A 19,780-nucleotide genomic window follows, 5' to 3' on the forward strand; every position below is an offset into this window, starting at 1 on the left:
ACTCAATCTCGGCCGACGAATGCACAAACTACTTCGCTAATGCAGGATACGGACAAACCTAGATTCATCCCGCTCTAGCAGAAGAAGCGGCGTGGCCAAACCCGGACGGTAACGGCAGGACCATCGAGCATCCCCTTATCCTAGCAGAAGAAGCGGCGTGGCCAAACCCGGACCCATCGAGATTTCAGTCAGGTCGGTCCAATATCCTAGCAGAAGAAGCGGCGTGGCCAAACCCGGACTCGGCCAGCAGCAGCCCGGTGTCGCACTCCTATCCTAGCAGAAGAAGCGGCGTGGCCAAACCCGGACCACAGATTGTTGCTTCCGATGACGAGAATGATCCTAGCAGAAGAAGCGGCGTGGCCAAACCCGGACTCATCCACAGCGTCATCGCGGCGAGGTACCATCCTAGCAGAAGAAGCGGCGTGGCCAAACCCGGACATCTCGGAGGGTCTTGAGCCCCTGGTCAGGATCCTAGCAGAAGAAGCGGCGTGGCCAAACCCGGACCTGATACCGCTCTCTGCGCCGTCCACGCGGATCCTAGCAGAAGAAGCGGCGTGGCCAAACCCGGACGCGCTATCCTGGGCCTTCATCTCGTGCGACATCCTAGCAGAAGAAGCGGCGTGGCCAAACCCGGACCCGCTCGTTCGAAGCTGATGCCGAAAAAGCATCCTAGCAGAAGAAGCGGCGTGGCCAAACCCGGACGGAAAGCTGAGAAGTCGCCCCCCCCTCTTCGCTTCACTCACCGACGAGAGGACATCTTCGGTCTCAGAACTTCCGAACTCGGTCGCAGCAACCCCAAACACGACTCCAATCCAAGCAATTTCAGGGGCCTATATTTCATCAATATCTACAGTGGTTTAAAGGCAATTCACCAAATCCGCGCAGTCATGAGGTCCGGAGAAAATCGACCCTGAGAGACCGCTTCCGGGCCTCCTGGCGCGGGGGGCAGTGCTCAGCCCTTCCCGCATAACCCTCGAAAACAACGGAAAAATCCGGCCGCAGCCGGATGGGGAGAACGCTTTCGCGGGGGCAAGTGGCGGAGAGGGAGGGATTCGAACCCTCGATACGGTTGCCCGTATGCCGCATTTCGAGTGCGGTGCTTTCAACCACTCAGCCACCTCTCCAAGCCTTTGAAGACATTCACAAATTCGGCTTAGCGACTGTGGTTGAAACCGCCTTTTGCTACCGATTTGCTACCGAATGCCTTCGGCCGGGCGCTTCCTTAGCGCCAATTGCAGTGCTTCGTCAACGCGGGATGCCGCGTCTTCCTGCATTCCCGGCAGCACATGGGAGTAGATGTCAAGCGTGACGCCGACGCGGGAATGACCGAGGCGCTCGCTCGCTACCTTCGGATGCACGCCGCTTTGCAGGAGATGCGTCGCATGGGCGTGGCGCAAATCGTGGAAGCGAATACGTGGCAGATCGGTCTTGGCGATAGCCTTCGCCCAGGCGTGCGTTAGCGTGCGCGGCTGAAGCGGGCTGCCATCCTCCTGCGCATAGACGAATGTCGCTTCATCCTGCCGGATGCCAAAAGATAGGAGTTCTTCGGCCTGTCGCAAGCGGTGCTGGCGCAGCTCTTCCCGCACTGTGGCTGACAGCGCCACCGTGCGGCCCTTGCCCGACTTCGGCGCTTTATAGCGCACGCCTTCCCTTGTCTGCTCGGCGCTCTCGACAATCGACAGAACCCCGGCTTCAAGATCGACGTGACGCCAGCGCAATGCGACAATCTCACCGCGCCGAAGCCCGCACAGGACGGCCAACATGGCCGGTATGAGCATCCGCGATCCGCGCAGCCCTTCTATCAGGGCGGCGGTCTGTGGCATGTCGAGCGTCTTCAGACCGGCACGCTCGGCCTTCGGCGGCTTAACCGCATCGGCAGGATTGCGAACGAGCATCCCCCACTTTACCGCCTGCGCGAGCGCCTGCTTGATGATCCGGTGCATGTAGATGATAGTGGACGGAGCAAGCCCGCCCTTCCCGTCGCGCCGGCCGGATGCAAGCGCCTTCGCATAGGCGTCGGAAATCTGGACCGGGCGCAGCTTTGTCAGTGGAACGCTGCCGATCAGCGGCACGATGTTTTTTCGCGCGATCTCCGAATAGCGTTCGTGCGTGCGTGGCGTCACCTGCGACTTCATATGGTCAAGCCATGTCTCAAGGTGCTTCGCGATGGTGACCTTGCTCGGCTCGACGTACGTGCCGCCGCGCATCTCCGCGATAAGCCGGGCGCATTCCTCTTGCGCCTGCCGTTTGGTCCCGGCGAAGGAATGCCATTTTCTCCTTCGCTTGCCCGTTTCGTCGTAGATGTCGAGAACAATCGCCCACCGGCCGGGCGAACGTTCGCGGATGTGTCCTTTCATTTCCGATCCTCCTTCAACGCCGACATATGCACGTCAACCTTCTTCATGAGCGCGTCCACGTCGCTGGTGTCTTTCCCATCTTCGAGAATACCGGCGGCAGTCAGTGCGACATAGGCGGCGCGGGTTGCTTCCATTTGTTCATTGAGGGCGGCCGCAAGGCCGCCCCGCAGGCCCTTAGGAGCCTTCGCCAATTCGCCTTCGGTTTTTTCCAACAGCATGATGAGGGCCTTCGTGGCCCGCTCGGATCGCTTTTGGACCGTCTGTAGCTCGCGCTCGGCGGCAATGCCGATCTGGCAAAGCCGCCGAACGGCTTCGGATTTTGACGGGACGCGGTGCTTGTAGCGCCAGTCTTCTATCGCGGTCATCTCGTCGGCACTGATGACCATGTGCAGGCGTTCAGTCCCGCCCTCGCTCAGTCGTGGTCGAGCCATCCTCATCTCCTTCATTCATCCGACAATGCGGATACTTGCGTATTTTGCACATAAAAAGGTTGCGATCAATACGGATGATGGTAAGATGTGCAAGTTACACATCATTCAGGAGACATGGATATGACCCTGAGCCTTGACGAAGCGCTTTCGCGGCCGACGATTTCAGTGCCGGAGGCGGGCGCGATCTTCTTCAATCTCGGTCGCAACGCGGCCTACGAGGCCGCAAAGCGCGGCGACATCCCGACGATCCGAGTTGGCGGAATTATCCGCGTGCCCGTCGCGCCGCTGGCGCAGAAGCTTGGCCTTCAGCCCAACATCGGAAGGACAGGGAGAGGCGCGCGCAGCGAAGGCGAGGCGGACGGATGAGCCGCATCGACCACGCGCGCGCAAACGCGCGCGACCGCATGGCCCGGCAGGGCGTGGAGCGCATTGACGATTTTGACCTTCCCGCCGCCTTTCGCGCCCCGCCTAAGCGGCGGGCGAGCAAGGCCGGGCTTCGGGCGGAGCTTGAAGCAGCCACCGCGAAGATCACGCGCATCGTCCGCTGCCAAGGCTGCGGCCACGCGGCCACCGTCGCGCTGCCGCCCGCGCGCGTTGGCGCGCGGCTGCGCTGTTCAAAGTGTGGGGAGCTTGCAAGATGAGGATTAGCTTAGGCGGCACTTGCCTCGAATATTCACCGATGGAGGGAGCAAAAGCCTTCGTCCACCACATAGCCATCGCTCAGGAGATTTTCATGGCAATGGGTGAGCAGCACGACGGCCTATACGCCATCGCAGCACAGGAAATGGCCTCGGGGCAGGAAATGCTGGCGCGGATGGTGAACGCTGTCGTTCGCGAGGCAATCCAATATTGCGACGAACTGGAAGAAAGCCTCGGGGAAGCGGATGACGATGATCCTGAGCGCGAGGAATGACAGCCCCGAAAAGAAGGGCCGCCGCCAGGAAGGCGACGGCCCAAGTCCAAGCCGAAATCAGGAGTACGATAATGGCGGAAAAAAGTCCTAAAAGCAAGTCCGATAGCAGCCTCGCGTCGTGGAAGTTCGACGTTGAGAACATGGTCAACGCCGATCCTGACCTCCCGGCCTGCGCTCTGAACGTCGTACGTGTCTATCTGGAATTCTTCAACGAAGATAATCCGCACCCCTACTGCGCCATGTCGAAGCTGATCGCGCGGACGAAGCTTTCAGCGCCGACGATCAAGCGCGCAAGGGCAGCGCTTGTCCGGCATGGATACATGGTGCCAAAAGGGGCGTCGGCAGGCAAAGGCGCAACGCGTTACGAGTTGCGAAACCCGCGACGGGAGCTTGTCCAACGGCTCATTGCGGAGCGTGAAGCGGAATTGCAGGAGGCCAACGGCGGCAGGTGGAAGGCCGAGGACGACCAGAATATCAGGGATCAAATTTTTACCCCAAGTGCCAGAGGCGATGGGGATCAAGATCAGGTATCAAATTTTACCCCGCCTAAGGATCAAATTTTACCCCCCAAGGGGGCAAAAATTGATCCCCTAATTACCGTTGAGATTACCGGGGAGAATACCGGGGGGGCCGCTGAAGCGGCCCCCCATAACGGAGAGATTGCAGAAGATAATCTCTATGTAGGGGACGGCCCTAACGGCCGTCCCCCTACCGGCGGGGAAAAAGATACCCCCGTTCGCAAGCAGAAGCCAAATCCTGCCGCTGGTCAAAATCATCAAGGGCGCGCCTTGAAGGCATTCGAGCTTGTTATGAGCAAGCTCGACCTTTTGAACGACCCTAAACGCCAATTCATGGCCGAGCTTGAGGCTAAGCTCGACGCGGGCGCACCCATCAGTGATGACGACGCCGAGCGTCTGTGGTCCATCTATGACTTCGTCGCTCCCAACGATGAAGCTGGATTATCGCCGGTCGCATCAATCCCGTTTTGAAGGAGGCATGAATGCAACAGCTTGAATTTGACTTCACCGGCGCTGTCCCCGCGTCGCAACCCGACCGGCCGCGATCTGCCGCAAAACGGCGGGCCAAAGCTGCGCCGCAAAGCGCCAGGATTTTCCCCTTCCCGAATAAGCGGCGCGTCCATCTCGTCCGCTACGCCGCTGAGCAGATGGCACGCTTGCCGCCCGAGTTCGCGAAGGAGTGGTTGAGCAATCATCTGGCCGAGCTTCGGCGCGAAGCTTGGGCGGAGGCCGATGTTCGCGATGCCGTCCTAGTCCAGCGCGAGTACATGGCCGCCGTCCGTTGCCTAGAAGCTTACCTGCGCGCGGATCGCGGATGCCGGCCTTCCGGCCGCCCGACGCGGCGCGCGTGATTTCACCCCCCAAGCCACGGAGAGACCACGATGCTCAAGACCCTGATCGTCGCAGCCGCAGCCGCCCGCCTCGCCGCGCAGGCGATGAAGCCTGCCGCAGCCGCCGCCCGGCTGTCGCGCCGGGTTGCGCGGCGCTGACCCCGACCCACCGCGCGCGGCCGCTGAAGCGGCCCGCTCCAACTGAAGGAGATTATTCCTATGATCGAACCCAAGCCCACGATCACCGCCGAAGCGCTGGCGCTTTGCCGCGACCATCCGCTTGCCGAGGATACCGGCTTTCTGATCCAGCTTTCCGAAAGCCTCGCCCGACTTCACCCGACCGCACCGCTTTCCGAGCGCCTCGCTATTCTGAACAAGACGACCGCCGAGCACGCCGAACGCGCCGATGCCGACGCCGTTGCCAAGGCGCGGGCCGAAAGCGCGAAGGCCGAGCGCGAGCGGATTGCTGCAATCCTGCGCTCGCCCGAAGCCAATGGCCGGATGGCAACGGCAATGGCATTGGCGCTCGACGGCGATACGCCAGCCGACGCCGCAATCGCGGCCCTGAAAGCCGCGCCCAAGTCGTCAGCGCTCGACGCGTGGTCTCAGCAGCCCGCGCCGGCCGAACCGCCTGCGGTAGCAGGGCCGCGCACCCTCGACGGCGAAGGGCTTCTCACCCCGGATGGTTCGTTTGTCACCGTTGCGGCCGAGCCGGCCCCGGTAAAGGCCGCCGGAAGCGGCGCAAAGGCGCTGTGGCGGAAGGCCATCGCCGAGGTCAACCAGAAGGCCAAAGCTGGCTGACTGGGCGCGGCGGGCTTCTGCCCGCCGCCGCCAACGCGAGGACGAGGGCGATGAGCGATCCCGATCCTTCCAGCATAGACCTTAGCGACCGCCGCCGGTGGCTGACCACAGGGCAAGCAGCAACCGCGACCCGTCATAGCGAGCGGGCGGTTCAAAGGTGGATCGCTGAAGGCAAGGTTTTCGCCGTCCGAACGCCGTCCGGTCGCGTGTTTATCGACCGGCAGAGCCTATTCGAACCGCTTGCGCGTCGCGATTGTCGTGAACTGGCGTAACACGTCGAGCGCGCTCGCCGGTCGCGCACGCTACCGTGGCCGCAAAATAGGAGCCACCGATATGGAACTTGACCAAAAAGCCCTCGCCCTTCTCCCCGGCCCCAGCCGGGCCAAGCTTGAGCGGCTTGCCGCCGAGCGCGATGCCGCGCACGCCGCATTCCGCGCCGCTTCAGACCACGAGCAGGAAGCGAGAGGCGACCTTGCCCGTCTTGAAGCTCAGATGCGCGACCGCTTGGCCCTGCCGGCCGGCGTCGAGCTTGACCAGCACCCCGCCGCCGCTGTCGTGGCTGCCCGGTCGGGCCGAGCGGAGCGCGAGCGGGCGGAAGCCGAAGCGCGCCTAATTGAGCCCGTCGAGGCGGCGCGCCGCCGCCATCAAGCAACGCTCGACGCTCGCGAGCGAGCGGCCCAGCGCTGGCATCAATTCGCCTTTCTGGACGGATGCGCTGGCTGGCTTCAGCGCGCCGCTACGCTTGGGGTGGGCCGGCTCAAACACCATGCGCCGCCTGCGCCGAAGACGCGCGACGCAGTGGCCGAGATTGCCAAGCTGCGGGCCGAGCTTCAGGCGCTCGAAGCCCAGTGGGCCGAAGCCGAGGCCGCGCCTGTCCCGGCCCAAATCCTGCGGCAGCAGGCCATTGCCGAGATCGACGCGATGGCCGCCGCCGGCGCGCTGACCATCAGCGCGGGCGACCGCAGCGGGACGCCGCTTGGCCTCGCGCGGAAGCTTCAGCTTGGCCTTGTGCCCACGCCAGCAGGCCCGGACGGCGCGCCGCGCTTCTCCATCATTGGCGACGGCGGCGCGGCGCTTTTCACCTGGACGATGCGCGACGCGCTGGTTGAGCGCCTCGACGCGCTGATTGCGGCGCTCCCGCAGGACGGCGCGCTTTCCGATGATGAGCGCGATGAGCGCTTCCGTCAGATCGCAGCCAAGCGCCTCGATTTGGAGCGCGCGGAGGAAGCGCTGATCTGCGCGGCCGAAGCCGAAGGCCGGATCGTCCAACGCCGCCGTGACGCCGACCCGCGCGCCGTCCTCGAAGTCGCGGAGGTCTGATGCTTGCGCGGCGCGTCCAGCCATCGCGCGCCGCAAGGCGAGACCGGTTTGCGGCTCCGGTCTCGCCGCGCGGGGACCGGCCTTCAAGCCGGTCCCCGCTGCCCGCGCAGGCGGCCAGAAACGGCCGTGGAAGCGCGAGAGCTTCGGGCGGCTTCAACCTCATCCGAAGCGCCGAACGCGCGTCAGCGAGCGATTACGGGCGAAAGAGAGGCAATTAAAAAAGGGACCGTACACAGGGGTGAAGCCTGCGGCGCACGCCGCGCCCAGAATTTGCGTATTTCTTGGCTGAACAATTTCCGACTTTCGTTTTCGCTTTGTGAACAATGGGAGCCCGCAAATGACCGACCTTGCAGACCTCGACGCGCTGGTGTCCGCAAAGCACATGGCGGCCATTCTTGGCCTGACCACCGCCCGCCTGCGCCAGCTTGAAAAGGATGGAGTTATCCACAAGGCGGCGCGCGGGAAATACCGCTTGGGCGAGACCATCACTGACTATTTGGGTTTCCTGAAGCGCCGGGCTGCCGGTTCGGCCGCCGATGCCGCCGGCGCGGCGCTGGCCAACGCCAAAGCCCGCGAGATTAACCTGCGGGTCGCCCGGCGCGAAGCGCATCTGATCGACATTGAGGATGTGGAGCGCTTCCACCGCTTCTCGTCCGCCCTATACCGGCGGGAGCTATCCGGCCTGGGTGCAGCCGTGACGGCCGACCCTATCGTTGCTGGCCAGATCGACGCGGCGTTGAATGCGGCGCTCGACCGCTACGACCGTCGCTTCCGCGAAGCAATCGACCGCCTTCGGCGCGGCGAAGACCCGCTTGAGCCTTAACCGCCGCCGCCACGACGCGGCGGCGCTCAGCCGTGTGACGCCAAATCTGGCGTTTGCGACACGAAATCGCGCCGCTGTGACAGCTTTGGTGCGCCTTGCGACACGAAATCGGCTCCGTGTGACACGAAAGAGGCCGGTTGTGACATTCGGCCCGGCCTTAATGCCGGGCCGGATTACAGGCCCACCACATCAAGCTCGCTCACGAGCTTTTCCACAACTTTTCCCTGCATAGCCTTGCGCACGATCAGCGCCGCCAATTCGCCCGGCTCGCGGTCGAGCCTGTCCGCGAGCGCGTTGAGCCGCTCGCGATCTTCACGCTTCCAGCGAATTTGAAGGATATCCTCATTGCCGCGATTACGAAGCAGCGGGATGCCGTGCACGCGCAGCATTGCCCGGACCCGTTCCCCCGTGGTTCCGCCGATAACCGTTGCTATCTCGCCGCCACTCGCGCCTTGGCCGGCCATGTGGGCCGCCCGGATTATATCCCCTGTGCTCCACCTTTTGCGCGGCGGTGCCTTGTCCCCCTTCATGCCGCTTTCCTCGCGCCGTCCAGCGTCGCTAGGGCGAGCCGGACATTCATCGCCAGATTGCGAGCCCTGCGCGATTTTCGATTGGTCAATTCCGCCTCAAGCCGGCTAAGCCGGTTCATATCCCGGTGCGCGCGAGCCTCGATAAACTCGGCCGCCAATTCATGGATGTGCATTTTTCTCAGGGGGCGAGCGTCCATTCTTTCCTCCTTTTCTGCCTGCAGTGGGCGGGTGCAGCTTGCGCCGCACCCGCCCGGCCGGCAGGCGTTGGCCGCAGGGGAGGCGGCCGCATCATGCGTATTATCAATTCGCGCTCGGCGCAATAATGTGAGCCAAAATAGGCGCCTTCTCTGCCATCATTATTTGGAAATCTATAGCATTCAGTTTGCAAAACCGAATTTCTACGCAAGGATAAGGGATTAGACCTTTCCGGCTTCTGTGATAGTATTTGCCCGCGATATTCGCTTCTTCAATTGCAGCGGCAGGTGCAAAAATGAATTGGAAGACTGTTACCCATACGCTCAAATTCCCCCTTCAATTTGAGGGCCGGAAGATCGAGAAGATCACGCTTCGCGAGCCTGATGTTGAAGCATTGGAAAAAATTGACGAGCTCGACATTCAGCCCGGCAAGCCCGTTCGCGTCCGCCAAATGCGCGGGATGATCGCGGCCTTGGGCGACTGCCCCCCGGAAGCGCTCGGAAAGCTACACCGCGACGATCTTGCCGCGCTCGGAGAGCTTCTCGGCCCTTTATTAGAGGGGGAGCCGGAGACGGCGGCAGCGTCCTAATCGCCCTTCTCGAATGGCGGCGCGACCACGGAGATGAGGTTACTGCGATGGTCTCCCATTTCCTCTCCACTCCCTTCGCGGAAGTCCGCCGCACGCCAGTCAGCTTGCTGATGCGGATGTTCAACCAGCTTCCCGGGATCGTGAAGCTGCATCGCCCGAAATGAGGTATCACGACCGTGGCTAATCTGACTTCCACCCTCACGGTTCGCCTTCTGGACAAAGTGACCGCGCCGGCCCGCAAGGCCGCGCGGTCGATCCTGGGAATAAAGCAGGCCAGTGACGCGCTCGGCCGGGGTGGTCTTCAGGCGCGGCTCGAAAGCGCCTTGGCCGCCAACAATCGAGCGCTGGACCGCACGCGCGGTCGTATGCTGGACGCCGCTGCCGGCCTTTGGGCGCTACAGCGCGCCCTCAAGGGCGCGGTCAATCCGGCCATCGAGCTTGAAAGCGCTCTGGCCGATCTATCGAAGGTCTCTGGCCTCTCCGGCAAATCTCTGGACGCCTATGGCCGCTCTCTCCGCAAGTTGGCGACCACCGAAATTCCGATGGCGGTCACGGAATTGACTGCGCTTTCCGCAGCCGCCGCACAGTCCGGGGTTGCCGACCCCGAGCTATTCGACTTCACGCGTATGACCGCCAAGGTCGCCACGGCATGGGAGATGACCGGCGCGGCGGCGGGCGAAGCGCTGGCGAAGATCAAGACCCAGCTTCGCCTTACGACAAAGGAGACGAGCGACCTCGCCGACGCGATCAACCATCTGGCCGACAACAGCGCGGCGAGCGCGACGGATATGACCGAGTTCATGCGCCGAAGCGCGGCGCAGGGGCAGATTTTCGGCTTCACGCCGACGCAGACGGCCGCCTTCGGTTCCGCGATGATCGGTGCCGGCGCGCAGCCGGACACCGCCAGCACCTCATTCCGTGCCTTGGGCCGCGCGCTGGCGAAGGGCGCGAGCGCAACAAGAGGGCAGCGCGCGGCCTTCGATGCCATCGGTTTGGACGCCGAGGACGTGGCGCGCCGGATGTCCCAGGATGCCTTGGCCACCACGCTCGACGTGCTGGAAAGGCTTTCTGCCCTGCCTGATCACCTTCAGGCGTCCACGATGAGCGCGCTGTTTGGCGAGGAAGGGACGCGGGCGCTCGCGCCGGTGCTGAACAATCTCGAATTGCTTCGCGATGCGCTCGGCCTGGTCGCGGATGAAACCAGCTATCTCGGCAGCGTTCAGCGCGAGTTCGAGAAGCGAGCGCAGACGACAGAATATCGCCTACAGCGCTCCCGCAATCAGCTTAACGAGATCGGCCTTGCCGTAGGTGGTGCGCTTCTGCCGGCGCTGAACCGTGCCCTTGGCGCGCTCGGGCCGGTTGCCGAGAAGATCGCTGCCCTTGCCGAAAGGTTCCCGGCGCTAACGAGCGCGGTGGTTCTTGCGACGGGCGGGCTCATCGGCCTGCGCCTCGCCCTCATCGGCGTCAGGTGGGCTGCGCTGATGGCGCGCGGCGGCCTTTTGGCCGCCGCGCTGCCGGTCGTCAGGTTCGGCACGTGGGCGCGGAACGCGGCGACCGGCGCGGTCGCCCTGCAAGGCTCGCTCGCCGCCATGTCGGGCCTGAAGTTCGGGCCGCTGGCGAAGGCGGCGACGGCCTTCAGGGGCATCGCCCGCGCGATCCCCATCATTGGCGGCGTGCTGGCCGGCGGCGTAGCCGCTCCTGTGGTCGCCGGCCTTGCCGCCATCGCGGCGGCCGGCGCGGTGCTCTACAAGTACTGGGACCGCCTGTCTTCCATCTTCTCGGGCGTCGGGCGCGCGCTCGGTGAGCAGTTCGCCCCGGCTCTTGAAGCTGCGCGGCCTGTGCTCGAATGGCTCGCCCCCGTGGGCGATGCAATCGCGGCAGGATGGGACAAGGCCAGCGCGGCCCTGCGCAGCTTCTTCGGCTGGCTTGGCAGCTTCTTCAGCCGGGAGGTTCTTTCCGAGGATGCCAAGGCCGGTTTCGAGCAAGCTGGCTATGAGGCGGCTACACGGATGATCGAGGCCATCAAGGGCGTGTTTGCCGGGCTGGTCGATTGGGCGGCAGGGCTTGGAAGCCGCATCGGCAGCGCGCTCGGCGGCGCTGCCTCTCGCGCCGTCAGTACGGTGCGCGGGTTTTTCAGCGGCGGGACCGCGACGGTTGAGCCGCGCGCCATGGGCGGGCCTGTGCGGGCCGGCCGGGCTTATGTCGTGGGCGAGCGCGGCCCTGAATTGATGGTCGCGGGAAGCAATGGCCGCATCATCCCGACAAGCCAGACCATGGCCCTCCTGCGCGGCGGCGGATCATCATCGCCGGCCGCCGCCCGGAGCGGCGGCGCGGCGAATATCACCGTTAACGCGCGGTTTACAATCTCGGGCATGGCCGACCCGATGGAGGCCGCGCGTGAGGTTGTTCGGGCGCTGACAGACGAGCTTGGCCCCGCCCTTCGCGGCGTCCATGCCGATGTGGGGGTTTCGTGATATGACCGACGCAATCAAAACCGAGACAATCACCGTCCAGGACGACCAAATGACCCTGGACCTTCTGCTTTGGCGGCGCTTCCGGCGTCAAATCCCCGGCATTGTCGAGCGGACGCTGAAGATGAACCCGGGCCTCGCCGACCTCGGGATTTTCCTGCCGCTTGGCACCAAGGTCATAGTCCCGATTGACCAGCCGGACAGCGAACCGAAAGAGCGGCCGACCGTCCGCCTTTGGGATTGAGCCGGGGCCGGCTTCAAGGCCGGCCCCGCTTGATTAACCGGCTGGCAGCCCTGCTATCATAGCTTCGGCTTCATCATGCGATGCGGAGGAAACCATGGCAGGCATTCCCATAAGCGTGACCTTCCTTCCCGATGACTGTCGGGAAGCGCTCATCTCCCGCGCCCGGCAGAACGCTCAGGCGCGCGGCATATCCGATGCTCAATGGCAGCGCTGGCGCAAGGGTCGCGGTCTCGGCCCCGACCTGCTGATGGCGCTCGATCCCGACCGCGAAAGCGCGCTCGTCAAGCGAGGCGGGAAGCGCCGGTGATGGCAGGCGGCCGCCGCGCGCGCTCGCATTCTGCGCAGGACGCGCGTTCCGGCCTTCCCCCTATCCCGGACAGCCCCTTGGCGGGACACGCGCTCCTGGGCCGCTTCTGCGCGGAAGAAGCGGCTTTCCGTGCGCGGGCGGCCCCAAGGCCGCCGCGCGTCGCCGCAGCATGGCCGCTTTCCGAATAACAGGCCGAAGATCGGCACATTTGCAGCCGTCCGTGGCGGGCATGGGTTCCCCTACCTCTCGCCGCGTCCATTGCGAAAATCGTGCTCCTACAGGCCGATTTCGGGGAAAGCGGGCATGTCTGTGCGCGGGCGGCCCGCAAGCTGGCGTGCTTGGCTTACCGCTGCCGCACACACTGCGCCTCCATCACGCCTTCGTGGCAGGCTAGTCGTGTTCGAGGTGTCACCAATGCACATTGGGCATGTAAGCCCTGCGCCTTGAAGGCTGGACGAGGCGGGAACGTTCAGTATAGGAAATATCCAACCCACCGACGCCGAGCCGCGTCGGCAGCCTGGCTGGGGTCGAAGGAATGATTAGCGATCTTGTCGGCATCGGCATCTATACGCCGGCGGAAGCTGCCCGCCTGACGGGCGTTGGAGCGGGTCGCATTTCCCGTTGGCTGCGCGGTCATAGGGTGAAAGGCAGCCGCTACGAACCTCTTTGGCGTCCGCAGATCGACATCGATGATGGGCGCATCTACCTGGGCTTCCGCGATTTGATGGAGGTTCGAGTTGCTGCTGCCTTCATCAAGCAGGGACTAAGCCCGCAGAAGGTGCGCCGGGCTATCCAGATCGCTCGTGATCTCTTTGGCAAGGACCATCCGCTATCTACAACCAGTTTCCGCACCGATGGCCGCTCGGTCTTCCTTCAGCTTTCGCGGGAGGATGGTGATGACAGGCTGATTGACCTATTCCGCCAGCAATACGCGTTTCGCAAGGTGCTGGAACCGAGCCTGAAGCATATCGAGTTTGACGACAGCGGAGTGCCAAGCCGGTGGTATCCACGCGGCCCATCGGCTCATATCGTCATCGATCCCGCTCGGTCTTTCGGCCATCCAATTGAGACCGAAAGCGGCGTGCCCACGGCGGCGCTTGCTGCCGCCGCCCGAGCCGAAGGCAGCGCGGAAGCGGCGGCCAAGCTGTGGGATGTGCCGGTAAGGTCCGTGCGACGTTCAATAGACTTTGAGGAAGCCCTTCAAGGGCGGCAAGCGGCTTGAAGGTCTTCTTCGATAATTGCTGCTCTCCTGCTCTTGCTTCTGCCCTCAACGGGCTAATCTCTCACTCCGGTCACCGCGCCTGCCACATTGCGGACCTTCCCTGCGGTCGCCACGCGGCCGACGAAGAATGGATCGCCATGCTTGGCGAGGATGACGCGCATTGGATCGTCATCACCGGCGATTATCGAATTTATCGGAACAAGGCACAGCGCGCCGCCTTCCGTGCTAGTGGCTTGAGCGGCTTTGTGCTCGCGCCGGGATACCAGAAAACACCGGTACACCAGCAGGCGTCGATATTGCTTTGGCGGTGGCCCGACATGGAAGACCTCATGCGGCTTTCGCGTGGCCTTTATGAATTGCCCGTAACCCGTTCGGGGAAGATCAAGCAACTTCCGCTCTAGCAAGGGCTAGGGCACCCTCGTACTGCGCCATGGAGGTCAGACGCGGGCGCGGCTTCCCGGCCGCGACGAGCCCTGCCGACACGAAGAAAGACCGGGGAGAACAAGACAAGAATACCTTGCTACCATTTTGCTACCAAATTCGGTAGCACGAGCAGGGACGAAGCGGGAGAGAGTATTAGGCTTGTTGGCCTATCCCATTGAACTTACAGCATCTAATGGGATAGGCTGGTATTCATCGGGACGGCCCCGAACGAATTTCGAGTGCGGTGCTTTCAACCACTCAGCCACCTCTCCGCATGGGCCGCGCTTCGGCGCCCAAGGCAGCGGCGCCTAGATAGCGGCGAAAGGCGCCGCTTACAAGGCCAAATCGGATGCGGCCTTCGCTGCTGCCTTGACCTTTTCGCCGCACTTGGCTATGGAGCCCGCATCTGCGGCGTGGAGCATCCTCCGCGCCGCTTATTTCGTGGGCCCGAAGCCACGCAGGCCGGGCCCGGGCTTAAACGACTGACAAAAAGACGGCAGGCGTGCCTTCGGGCGGGCCCAAGCCGGACCGGACACCGAAAGGCAAGAAAGATGTTCGCAGTCATCAAAACCGGCGGCAAGCAGTATCGCGTTGCCGCCCAGGACGTCCTCAAGGTCGAGAAGATCGCGGGAGAGCCCGGCGAGATCGTCCAGTTCGACAGCGTGCTCGCCGTGGGCGAGGGCGACAACGTGACCATCGGCGTTCCCTTCGTCGAAGGCGCCAGCGTCGCCGCCGAAGTGGTCGAGCAGGGCCGCGGCCCCAAGGTCATCGCCTTCAAGAAGCGGCGGCGCAAGAACTCGCGGCGCCGGCGCGGCCATCGCCAGCTTCTGACCACCGTGCGCATCTCCGAAATCCTCGTGGGCGGCGCCAAACCCTCCAAGAAGGCAGCCAAGCCGGCGCCCAAGAGCGAACCCAAGGCCGACGCCGAAAAGCCGGCGCAGCCGCTGTTCACCGCGCCCGACGGGGCGGGCGACGACCTGACCAAGATCAAGGGCATCGGCCCGGTCGCCGCCGGTCAGCTGAAGGAGCAGGGAATCACCACCTTCGCGCAGATCGCCGCCCTTTCCGACGAGGACATCGCGCGCATCGACGCGGCCATGCCCTTCAGCGCCGATCAGATCAAGGACTGGCGCGAGCAGGCCAGGGCGCTGGCGCAATAAGGTCCGGGCATTGGCCCGAAGAAATGGATTTGCAAAAGAACGCCCGTGCGTTCATAAGAAAATGAAGCGTTCGGCGAACGCAAAGGAGTAGCACCATGGCACACAAGAAGGCTGGCGGTTCCTCGCGCAACGGTCGCGATTCGGAGTCGAAACGCCTCGGCGTGAAGAAGTTCGGCGGCGAGAAGGTGCTCGCCGGCAACATCATCGTGCGCCAGCGCGGGACGAAGTGGCACCCCGGCGCCAATGTCGGCATGGGCAAGGATCATACGCTTTTTGCGCTTGCGACGGGTGCCGTGTCCTTCGCCAGGAAGGCCAACGGGCGAACCTACGTGTCCGTAGACCCGATTATGGACCCCGCGGAGTAGCCGGTTCCGCGACACCAAACACCGGCAACCCATCTTTGGGAGCCGGTGTCCGGTAAGGCCGGAAAAGGTTCAGGGGAGATGGGTTGCCATCTCCCCTTTAACTTTGTCCGGAGGAAGAAAAATGGTTGCTGAAACCGAAGAGGTCGAAAGCGAAAGTCTGAGGATCGACTGTCCCGTCCTCGTCACGCAACGGCTTGTGCTGCGCCCGCCGCACGAGGACGACATTCCCGAGCTCGCGCAACTCGCCAACAACCGCCGCGTCGCCGAGATGCTGTCGCGCATGCCGCACCCCTACAGCGAGGCCGATGCGCGCGCCTTCGTTCTCGGCAGCCGCGCGCCAGGGCGCACCGGGTGCCACTATGCGGTGGCGCTGGCCGGCAGCGGCGCCTTCATCGGCTGTGCCGGGCTCGATGTCAGGCGCTACGGGCTGGAACTCGGATACTGGATCGGCGAGCCCTATTGGGGCCGCGGCTACGCCACGGAGGCAGCCCATGCGCTGGTCGACCTCGCCTTCCGCGCCACCGATGTGGACCGCCTCAACGTCTCCTGCCGCGTCATCAACGACGCCTCGCGCCGGGTCATTCACAAGTGCGGGTTCCAGTATGTCGGCCAGGCCATGATGGATTCGGTCATGACCGGCAAGGTGCCGGTGGAGCGCTACCAGCTCGACCGGCGAACCTGGGTGAGCCTGAGAAGCTGGGGCGGCTGAGAAGACAGGCCGCCCGTGGCGGCCCGTCTTGCGCCTCGCGCTTTGACGCGCGATGCGCTACAGGAGGCCCGAAACGGGGAAAGGCGCCATGAAGTTTCTCGACCAGGCCAAGGTCTATGTCCGCTCCGGCGACGGCGGGGCGGGCTCGGTCTCGTTCCGGCGCGAGAAGTTCATCGAGTTCGGCGGGCCCGACGGCGGCGACGGCGGGCGTGGCGGCGACGTGTGGGTGGAGGCGGTGGAGGGCCTCAACACGCTCATCGACTACCGCTACCAGCAGCACTTCAAGGCCAGGCCCGGCATGCACGGCATGGGCCGCAACCGCACCGGCGCCAAGGGGGCGGATGTGGTGCTGAAGGTGCCGGTGGGAACCCAGGTCTTCGAGGAGGACAACGAGACGCTGATCTGCGACCTGACCCGGGTGGGACAGCGCCATCGGCTGGCGGCCGGCGGCAATGGCGGTTTCGGCAACCAGCACTTCAAGTCGTCCACCAACCAGGCGCCGCGCCGCGCCAACCCCGGCCTGCCTGGGGAGGAGCGGTGGATATGGCTGCGCCTCAAGCTGATTGCCGATGCCGGGCTGGTCGGTCTGCCCAATGCCGGCAAGTCCACCTTTCTGGCCTCGGTCACGGCGGCCAAGCCGAAGATCGCCGACTATCCTTTCACCACGCTGCATCCCAATCTGGGTGTCGTGCGCATCGACGCGCGCGAGTTCGTGCTGGCCGATATTCCGGGCCTTATCGAAGGTGCGCATCAGGGGGTGGGCATCGGCGACCGTTTCCTGGGGCATGTGGAACGCACGCGCGTTCTCCTGCACCTCGTCTCGGCGCGCGAGGAGGATGTGGCGCATGCCTATGCCACGGTGCGCGGCGAGCTTGCCGCCTATGGGCACGGGCTTGCGCAGAAGCCCGAGGTGCTGGCGCTAAGCCAGGCAGACCTCCTCGACGGGGACGCCCGCAGGGAAAAGGCGGCCGCACTCGAGGCGGCGGCGGGGCGTGCACCGCTGCTGCTGTCGGCAGCCACCGGCGAGGGCGTCGAGGCCGTGCTGCGCGCGCTGATGCGGGTGATCGAGGACGCGCGAGCGCAGGAGGCGGCGGGCGAGGTTCCCGACGCGCGCTGGCAGAAATAGGGCCCCTTCCATGAACCGTCCCTCCCTCTTTACCTACCGACGCGTGACCGTGAAGATCGGCTCCGCCCTTCTGGTCGACCGGACATCGGGGCTGAAGCGGCAGTGGCTGGCGGCGCTGGTGGACGACATCGCCCGCCTTGCCGCAAGCGGCATCGAGGTGATGGTCGTCTCCTCCGGCGCCGTGGCCCTGGGGCGCACCGTTCTCGGGCTTTCCAGGCGGACCCTGAAGCTGGAGGAAAGCCAGGCCGCGGCCTCGGTGGGCCAGATCGCACTGGCCGGCGCCTGGGCCGAAGCCTTCGCCCGGCACGGGCTTACCTCCGGCCAGGTGCTGGTCACGCTGGGCGATACGGAGGAGCGGCGGCGCTATCTCAACGTGCGCGCCACCATCTCCGCCCTTCTCAAGATGAAGGCAATTCCCGTCATCAACGAGAACGACACGGTGGCCACCACCGAGATTCGCTACGGCGACAACGATCGTCTTGCGGCACGCGTCGCCACCATGATGGGCAGCGATCTGCTCATCCTGCTGTCCGATGTCGACGGCTTCTACACCGCCGCGCCCGAGCGCGATCCCGATGCGCGGTTCATACCCATCGTCGAGGCGATCACGCCGGAGATCATGGCGATGGGCGGCGAAGCGGCTTCGGAACTGTCCCGCGGCGGCATGCGCACGAAGCTCGATGCCGGGCGCATCGCCACCGCCGCCGGCACCGCGATGCTGATTGCCTCCGGCAAGCCGATGAACCCGCTGAAAGCCATCGAGGAGGGTGCGCGGGCCACCCTCTTCAAGCCGAGCCGCACGCCGGTGCGGGCCTACAAGACGTGGATTGCCGGGCAGCTCGAGCCGGCCGGCACGATTCGTGTCGATGCCGGGGCGCTGGCGGCGTTGCGGGCCGGCAAAAGTCTGTTGCCGGCGGGGGTCACGTCCGTTTCCGGTGCCTTCTCGCGTGGCGACACCGTGGCCATCCTGGGCCCCGACGGGCGCGAGGCGGGGCGGGGGCTGGTTGCCTATGACGCCGCCGATGCCGTAAAGATCGCCGGGCTCAAGACCGGCGACATCGCCGGTGTGCTGGGCTACGAGGCGCGCGGCGCGATGGTGCATCGCGACGACCTGGTGCTCTCGCCGCCGGCGGGTGCAAGCGAGGTGGAGAAAGAGAATGCTGAAGGCAAATGAGCAGGCGAGGGCGGATGTCGCCCGGCTGATGGCCGAGCTGGGCGCGCGCGCGCGCGCCGCCGCCCGCCCGCTGGCCATCGCTTCGGCGGAAGCCAAGAATGCAGCGCTTGCCGCCATGGCCGATGCGCTGGTGGCGCGCGCCGACGAGATCCTCGCCGCCAATGAGGACGACATGCGCCGCGGCGCGCAGGCCGGCCTCTCGGCCGCGCTGATGGACCGGCTGAAGCTCGACCGCCAGCGCATCGAGGCCATGGCGGCGGGCGTGCGCGCCATTGCCGGGCTCGACGATCCGGTGGGCAGTGTCATCGCCGCGTGGGAGCGGCCCAACGGTCTGTCCATCGAGCGCGTGCGCACGCCGCTCGGCGTCATCGGCGTCATCTACGAAAGCCGCCCCAACGTGACGGCGGATGCCGGCGCGCTGTGCCTGAAGGCCGGCAACGCGGTCATCCTGCGCGGCGGTTCGGATTCGGCACGGTCCTCCGCCGCCATTCATGCCTGCCTGACCGAGGGCCTCGCACGGGCCGGCCTGCCGCAGGACGCGATCCAGCGTGTGCCGGTCACCGACCGCGCCGCGGTGGGCGAGATGCTCAAGGGGCTCGATGGCAATCTCGACGTGATCGTGCCGCGCGGCGGGCGCGGCCTGGTGGAGCGCGTGCAGCGCGAGGCGCGGGTGCCCGTCTTCGCGCATCTGGAGGGCATCTGCCATCTGTATATCGACGCCTCCGCCATGCGCGACATGGCCGTTGCCGTTGCCCTCAATGCCAAGATGCGGCGCACCGGCATCTGCGGCGCGGCGGAGACGCTGCTCGTCGACCGGGCAGCCGCAGACACGCATCTTCTGCCGGTCCTCGAAGCGCTGGCGGCCGCCGGTTGCGAAATCCGAGGCGACGCAGCGGTCTGCGCGCGCTTTCCCGCCGCGCTTCCGGCCAGCGAGGAAGACTGGCGGACGGAATATCTCGATGCCATCATCTCGGTGAAGCTGGTGGACGGGGTGGACGAGGCCATCCGCCACATCGAGACCTATTCCTCCCACCACACCGAGGCCATCGTGGCCGAGGATCCGCGGGCGGTGGAGCGCTTTTTCAACGAGATCGATTCGGCCATCCTGCTGCACAACGCCTCCACTCAGTTCGCCGATGGCGGCGAGTTCGGCATGGGCGCGGAGATCGGCATCGCGACGGGCAAGATGCATGCACGCGGGCCGGTGGGCGTGGAGCAGCTCACCTCCTTCAAGTACCGCGTGCGCGGTTCCGGCCAGGTCCGGCCCTGAAC

At 64.8% G+C, this 19,780-nt stretch carries 24 protein-coding genes, 1 tRNA gene and 1 CRISPR repeat array; of the genes, 20 read left to right on the forward strand and 5 right to left on the reverse strand.

What is annotated here, in order from left to right:
• Nucleotides 1-71 precede the first annotated feature (71 nt).
• A CRISPR array of direct repeats spans nucleotides 72-702; the repeat unit is 36 nt; unit sequence ATCCTAGCAGAAGAAGCGGCGTGGCCAAACCCGGAC.
• 332 nt (nucleotides 703-1,034) lie between these two features.
• The 3 genes from NYR58_RS12495 to NYR58_RS12505 all read right to left on the reverse strand — a co-directional run bounded on the left by NYR58_RS12495 (nucleotide 1,035) and on the right by NYR58_RS12505 (nucleotide 2,788).
• Nucleotides 1,035-1,124 (reverse strand) — tRNA-Ser (locus NYR58_RS12495).
• A gap of 69 nt (nucleotides 1,125-1,193) precedes the next feature.
• Nucleotides 1,194-2,357 (reverse strand): site-specific integrase, encoded by a 1,164-nt coding sequence (locus NYR58_RS12500; RefSeq protein ID WP_261521195.1) that lies wholly within the window; start codon nucleotides 2,355-2,357, stop codon nucleotides 1,194-1,196.
• Nucleotides 2,354-2,788, reverse strand: a complete 435-nt coding sequence (locus NYR58_RS12505; RefSeq protein WP_261521196.1) for a hypothetical protein — start codon at nucleotides 2,786-2,788, stop codon at nucleotides 2,354-2,356. The genes NYR58_RS12500 and NYR58_RS12505 overlap by 4 nt, the downstream gene beginning before the upstream one ends.
• A 120-nt stretch (nucleotides 2,789-2,908) precedes the next feature.
• On the opposite strand from NYR58_RS12505, the gene NYR58_RS12510 reads away from it, so the two are divergent.
• The 8 genes from NYR58_RS12510 to NYR58_RS12545 all read left to right on the forward strand — a co-directional run bounded on the left by NYR58_RS12510 (nucleotide 2,909) and on the right by NYR58_RS12545 (nucleotide 7,993).
• Nucleotides 2,909-3,154, forward strand: a complete 246-nt coding sequence (locus NYR58_RS12510) for a helix-turn-helix domain-containing protein (protein ID WP_261521197.1) — start codon at nucleotides 2,909-2,911, stop codon at nucleotides 3,152-3,154.
• A complete protein-coding gene (locus NYR58_RS12515) occupies nucleotides 3,151-3,429 on the forward strand; it encodes a hypothetical protein (RefSeq protein WP_261521198.1) in 279 nt (92 codons plus the stop codon). Before NYR58_RS12510 ends, NYR58_RS12515 begins: the two co-directional genes overlap by 4 nt.
• Complete coding sequence (locus NYR58_RS12520) at nucleotides 3,426-3,701, forward strand: hypothetical protein (protein ID WP_261521199.1); 276 nt, start codon at nucleotides 3,426-3,428, stop codon at nucleotides 3,699-3,701. The genes NYR58_RS12515 and NYR58_RS12520 overlap by 4 nt, the downstream gene beginning before the upstream one ends.
• A 71-nt stretch (nucleotides 3,702-3,772) precedes the next feature.
• Nucleotides 3,773-4,690, forward strand: coding sequence for a hypothetical protein (locus tag NYR58_RS12525; RefSeq protein ID WP_261521200.1), 918 nt, complete (start codon nucleotides 3,773-3,775; stop codon nucleotides 4,688-4,690).
• An 11-nt stretch (nucleotides 4,691-4,701) separates the two neighbouring features.
• A complete protein-coding gene (locus tag NYR58_RS12530; protein ID WP_261521201.1) occupies nucleotides 4,702-5,070 on the forward strand; it encodes a DUF6074 family protein in 369 nt (122 codons plus the stop codon).
• A 198-nt stretch (nucleotides 5,071-5,268) separates the two neighbouring features.
• Entirely contained in the window at nucleotides 5,269-5,850 is a 582-nt protein-coding gene (locus NYR58_RS12535; protein WP_261521202.1) for a hypothetical protein, read from the forward strand.
• Between the two features lie 240 nt (nucleotides 5,851-6,090).
• Nucleotides 6,091-7,170 carry a hypothetical protein gene (locus NYR58_RS12540; protein ID WP_261521203.1) on the forward strand — a complete coding sequence of 360 codons (1,080 nt, stop codon included), beginning with the start codon at nucleotides 6,091-6,093 and terminating at the stop codon, nucleotides 7,168-7,170.
• Between the two features lie 337 nt (nucleotides 7,171-7,507).
• The gene (locus NYR58_RS12545) at nucleotides 7,508-7,993 is read left to right on the forward strand and encodes a hypothetical protein (RefSeq protein ID WP_261521204.1); all 486 of its coding nucleotides are present in this window, start codon (nucleotides 7,508-7,510) and stop codon (nucleotides 7,991-7,993) included.
• 173 nt (nucleotides 7,994-8,166) lie between these two features.
• Here NYR58_RS12545 and NYR58_RS12550 read toward each other — a convergent pair whose 3' ends face one another.
• Complete coding sequence (locus NYR58_RS12550; protein WP_261521205.1) at nucleotides 8,167-8,523, reverse strand: hypothetical protein; 357 nt, start codon at nucleotides 8,521-8,523, stop codon at nucleotides 8,167-8,169.
• Nucleotides 8,520-8,720, reverse strand: a complete 201-nt coding sequence (locus NYR58_RS12555) for a hypothetical protein (RefSeq protein ID WP_261521206.1) — start codon at nucleotides 8,718-8,720, stop codon at nucleotides 8,520-8,522. The genes NYR58_RS12550 and NYR58_RS12555 overlap by 4 nt, the downstream gene beginning before the upstream one ends.
• Before the next feature lie 293 nt (nucleotides 8,721-9,013).
• Between NYR58_RS12555 and NYR58_RS12560 the strand changes: the two genes are divergently transcribed.
• The 12 genes from NYR58_RS12560 to NYR58_RS12615 all read left to right on the forward strand — a co-directional run bounded on the left by NYR58_RS12560 (nucleotide 9,014) and on the right by NYR58_RS12615 (nucleotide 19,778).
• Nucleotides 9,014-9,307, forward strand: a complete 294-nt coding sequence (locus NYR58_RS12560) for a phage tail assembly protein (RefSeq protein WP_261521207.1) — start codon at nucleotides 9,014-9,016, stop codon at nucleotides 9,305-9,307.
• A gap of 176 nt (nucleotides 9,308-9,483) precedes the next feature.
• Complete coding sequence (locus NYR58_RS12565) at nucleotides 9,484-11,781, forward strand: phage tail tape measure protein (RefSeq protein WP_261521208.1); 2,298 nt, start codon at nucleotides 9,484-9,486, stop codon at nucleotides 11,779-11,781.
• Nucleotide 11,782: 1 nt separating this feature from the next.
• A complete protein-coding gene (locus NYR58_RS12570) occupies nucleotides 11,783-12,022 on the forward strand; it encodes a tail protein X (RefSeq protein ID WP_261521209.1) in 240 nt (79 codons plus the stop codon).
• Between the two features lie 94 nt (nucleotides 12,023-12,116).
• A complete protein-coding gene (locus NYR58_RS12575; RefSeq protein WP_261521210.1) occupies nucleotides 12,117-12,329 on the forward strand; it encodes a hypothetical protein in 213 nt (70 codons plus the stop codon).
• A gap of 535 nt (nucleotides 12,330-12,864) precedes the next feature.
• Nucleotides 12,865-13,551 (forward strand): hypothetical protein, encoded by a 687-nt coding sequence (locus NYR58_RS12580; RefSeq protein WP_261521211.1) that lies wholly within the window; start codon nucleotides 12,865-12,867, stop codon nucleotides 13,549-13,551.
• The gene (locus NYR58_RS12585; protein WP_261521212.1) at nucleotides 13,548-13,952 is read left to right on the forward strand and encodes a PIN-like domain-containing protein; all 405 of its coding nucleotides are present in this window, start codon (nucleotides 13,548-13,550) and stop codon (nucleotides 13,950-13,952) included. The genes NYR58_RS12580 and NYR58_RS12585 overlap by 4 nt, the downstream gene beginning before the upstream one ends.
• A 573-nt stretch (nucleotides 13,953-14,525) precedes the next feature.
• Nucleotides 14,526-15,134 (forward strand): 50S ribosomal protein L21, encoded by a 609-nt coding sequence (gene rplU, locus NYR58_RS12590; RefSeq protein WP_261521213.1) that lies wholly within the window; start codon nucleotides 14,526-14,528, stop codon nucleotides 15,132-15,134.
• Nucleotides 15,135-15,229: 95 nt separating this feature from the next.
• The gene (gene rpmA, locus NYR58_RS12595; protein ID WP_261521214.1) at nucleotides 15,230-15,499 is read left to right on the forward strand and encodes a 50S ribosomal protein L27; all 270 of its coding nucleotides are present in this window, start codon (nucleotides 15,230-15,232) and stop codon (nucleotides 15,497-15,499) included.
• Between the two features lie 121 nt (nucleotides 15,500-15,620).
• Nucleotides 15,621-16,208, forward strand: coding sequence for a GNAT family N-acetyltransferase (locus NYR58_RS12600; protein WP_261521215.1), 588 nt, complete (start codon nucleotides 15,621-15,623; stop codon nucleotides 16,206-16,208).
• A gap of 88 nt (nucleotides 16,209-16,296) precedes the next feature.
• Entirely contained in the window at nucleotides 16,297-17,334 is a 1,038-nt protein-coding gene (gene obgE, locus NYR58_RS12605) for a GTPase ObgE (protein WP_261521216.1), read from the forward strand.
• A gap of 10 nt (nucleotides 17,335-17,344) precedes the next feature.
• Nucleotides 17,345-18,508: a glutamate 5-kinase gene (gene proB / locus NYR58_RS12610; RefSeq protein ID WP_261521217.1), complete on the forward strand. Its 1,164-nt coding sequence runs from the start codon at nucleotides 17,345-17,347 to the stop codon at nucleotides 18,506-18,508.
• The gene (locus NYR58_RS12615) at nucleotides 18,492-19,778 is read left to right on the forward strand and encodes a glutamate-5-semialdehyde dehydrogenase (RefSeq protein WP_261521218.1); all 1,287 of its coding nucleotides are present in this window, start codon (nucleotides 18,492-18,494) and stop codon (nucleotides 19,776-19,778) included. The genes proB and NYR58_RS12615 overlap by 17 nt, the downstream gene beginning before the upstream one ends.
• Nucleotides 19,779-19,780 lie beyond the last annotated feature (2 nt).

It is taken from the genome of Chelativorans intermedius (genome assembly GCF_025398255.1).
GTDB classification, from domain to species: Bacteria; Pseudomonadota; Alphaproteobacteria; order Rhizobiales; family Rhizobiaceae; genus Chelativorans; species Chelativorans intermedius.

What these genes read in the sequence shown, in the direction of transcription:
- NYR58_RS12600 (WP_261521215.1), top strand. Translation starts at nt 15,621, where the DNA reads ATGGTTGCTGAAACCGAAGAGGTCGAAAGCGAAAGTCTGAGGATCGAC.
- NYR58_RS12555 (WP_261521206.1), bottom strand. Translation starts at nt 8,720, where the DNA reads ATGGACGCTCGCCCCCTGAGAAAAATGCACATCCATGAATTGGCGGCC.
- NYR58_RS12515 (WP_261521198.1), top strand. Translation starts at nt 3,151, where the DNA reads ATGAGCCGCATCGACCACGCGCGCGCAAACGCGCGCGACCGCATGGCC.
- NYR58_RS12505 (WP_261521196.1), bottom strand. Translation starts at nt 2,788, where the DNA reads ATGGCTCGACCACGACTGAGCGAGGGCGGGACTGAACGCCTGCACATG.
- rplU (WP_261521213.1), top strand. Translation starts at nt 14,526, where the DNA reads ATGTTCGCAGTCATCAAAACCGGCGGCAAGCAGTATCGCGTTGCCGCC.
- NYR58_RS12535 (WP_261521202.1), top strand. Translation starts at nt 5,269, where the DNA reads ATGATCGAACCCAAGCCCACGATCACCGCCGAAGCGCTGGCGCTTTGC.
- NYR58_RS12510 (WP_261521197.1), top strand. Translation starts at nt 2,909, where the DNA reads ATGACCCTGAGCCTTGACGAAGCGCTTTCGCGGCCGACGATTTCAGTG.
- NYR58_RS12530 (WP_261521201.1), top strand. Translation starts at nt 4,702, where the DNA reads ATGCAACAGCTTGAATTTGACTTCACCGGCGCTGTCCCCGCGTCGCAA.
- NYR58_RS12570 (WP_261521209.1), top strand. Translation starts at nt 11,783, where the DNA reads ATGACCGACGCAATCAAAACCGAGACAATCACCGTCCAGGACGACCAA.
- rpmA (WP_261521214.1), top strand. Translation starts at nt 15,230, where the DNA reads ATGGCACACAAGAAGGCTGGCGGTTCCTCGCGCAACGGTCGCGATTCG.
- NYR58_RS12615 (WP_261521218.1), top strand. Translation starts at nt 18,492, where the DNA reads ATGCTGAAGGCAAATGAGCAGGCGAGGGCGGATGTCGCCCGGCTGATG.
- obgE (WP_261521216.1), top strand. Translation starts at nt 16,297, where the DNA reads ATGAAGTTTCTCGACCAGGCCAAGGTCTATGTCCGCTCCGGCGACGGC.
- proB (WP_261521217.1), top strand. Translation starts at nt 17,345, where the DNA reads ATGAACCGTCCCTCCCTCTTTACCTACCGACGCGTGACCGTGAAGATC.
- NYR58_RS12525 (WP_261521200.1), top strand. Translation starts at nt 3,773, where the DNA reads ATGGCGGAAAAAAGTCCTAAAAGCAAGTCCGATAGCAGCCTCGCGTCG.
- NYR58_RS12575 (WP_261521210.1), top strand. Translation starts at nt 12,117, where the DNA reads ATGGCAGGCATTCCCATAAGCGTGACCTTCCTTCCCGATGACTGTCGG.
- NYR58_RS12550 (WP_261521205.1), bottom strand. Translation starts at nt 8,523, where the DNA reads ATGAAGGGGGACAAGGCACCGCCGCGCAAAAGGTGGAGCACAGGGGAT.
- NYR58_RS12580 (WP_261521211.1), top strand. Translation starts at nt 12,865, where the DNA reads ATGATTAGCGATCTTGTCGGCATCGGCATCTATACGCCGGCGGAAGCT.
- NYR58_RS12545 (WP_261521204.1), top strand. Translation starts at nt 7,508, where the DNA reads ATGACCGACCTTGCAGACCTCGACGCGCTGGTGTCCGCAAAGCACATG.
- NYR58_RS12520 (WP_261521199.1), top strand. Translation starts at nt 3,426, where the DNA reads ATGAGGATTAGCTTAGGCGGCACTTGCCTCGAATATTCACCGATGGAG.
- NYR58_RS12560 (WP_261521207.1), top strand. Translation starts at nt 9,014, where the DNA reads ATGAATTGGAAGACTGTTACCCATACGCTCAAATTCCCCCTTCAATTT.
- NYR58_RS12500 (WP_261521195.1), bottom strand. Translation starts at nt 2,357, where the DNA reads ATGAAAGGACACATCCGCGAACGTTCGCCCGGCCGGTGGGCGATTGTT.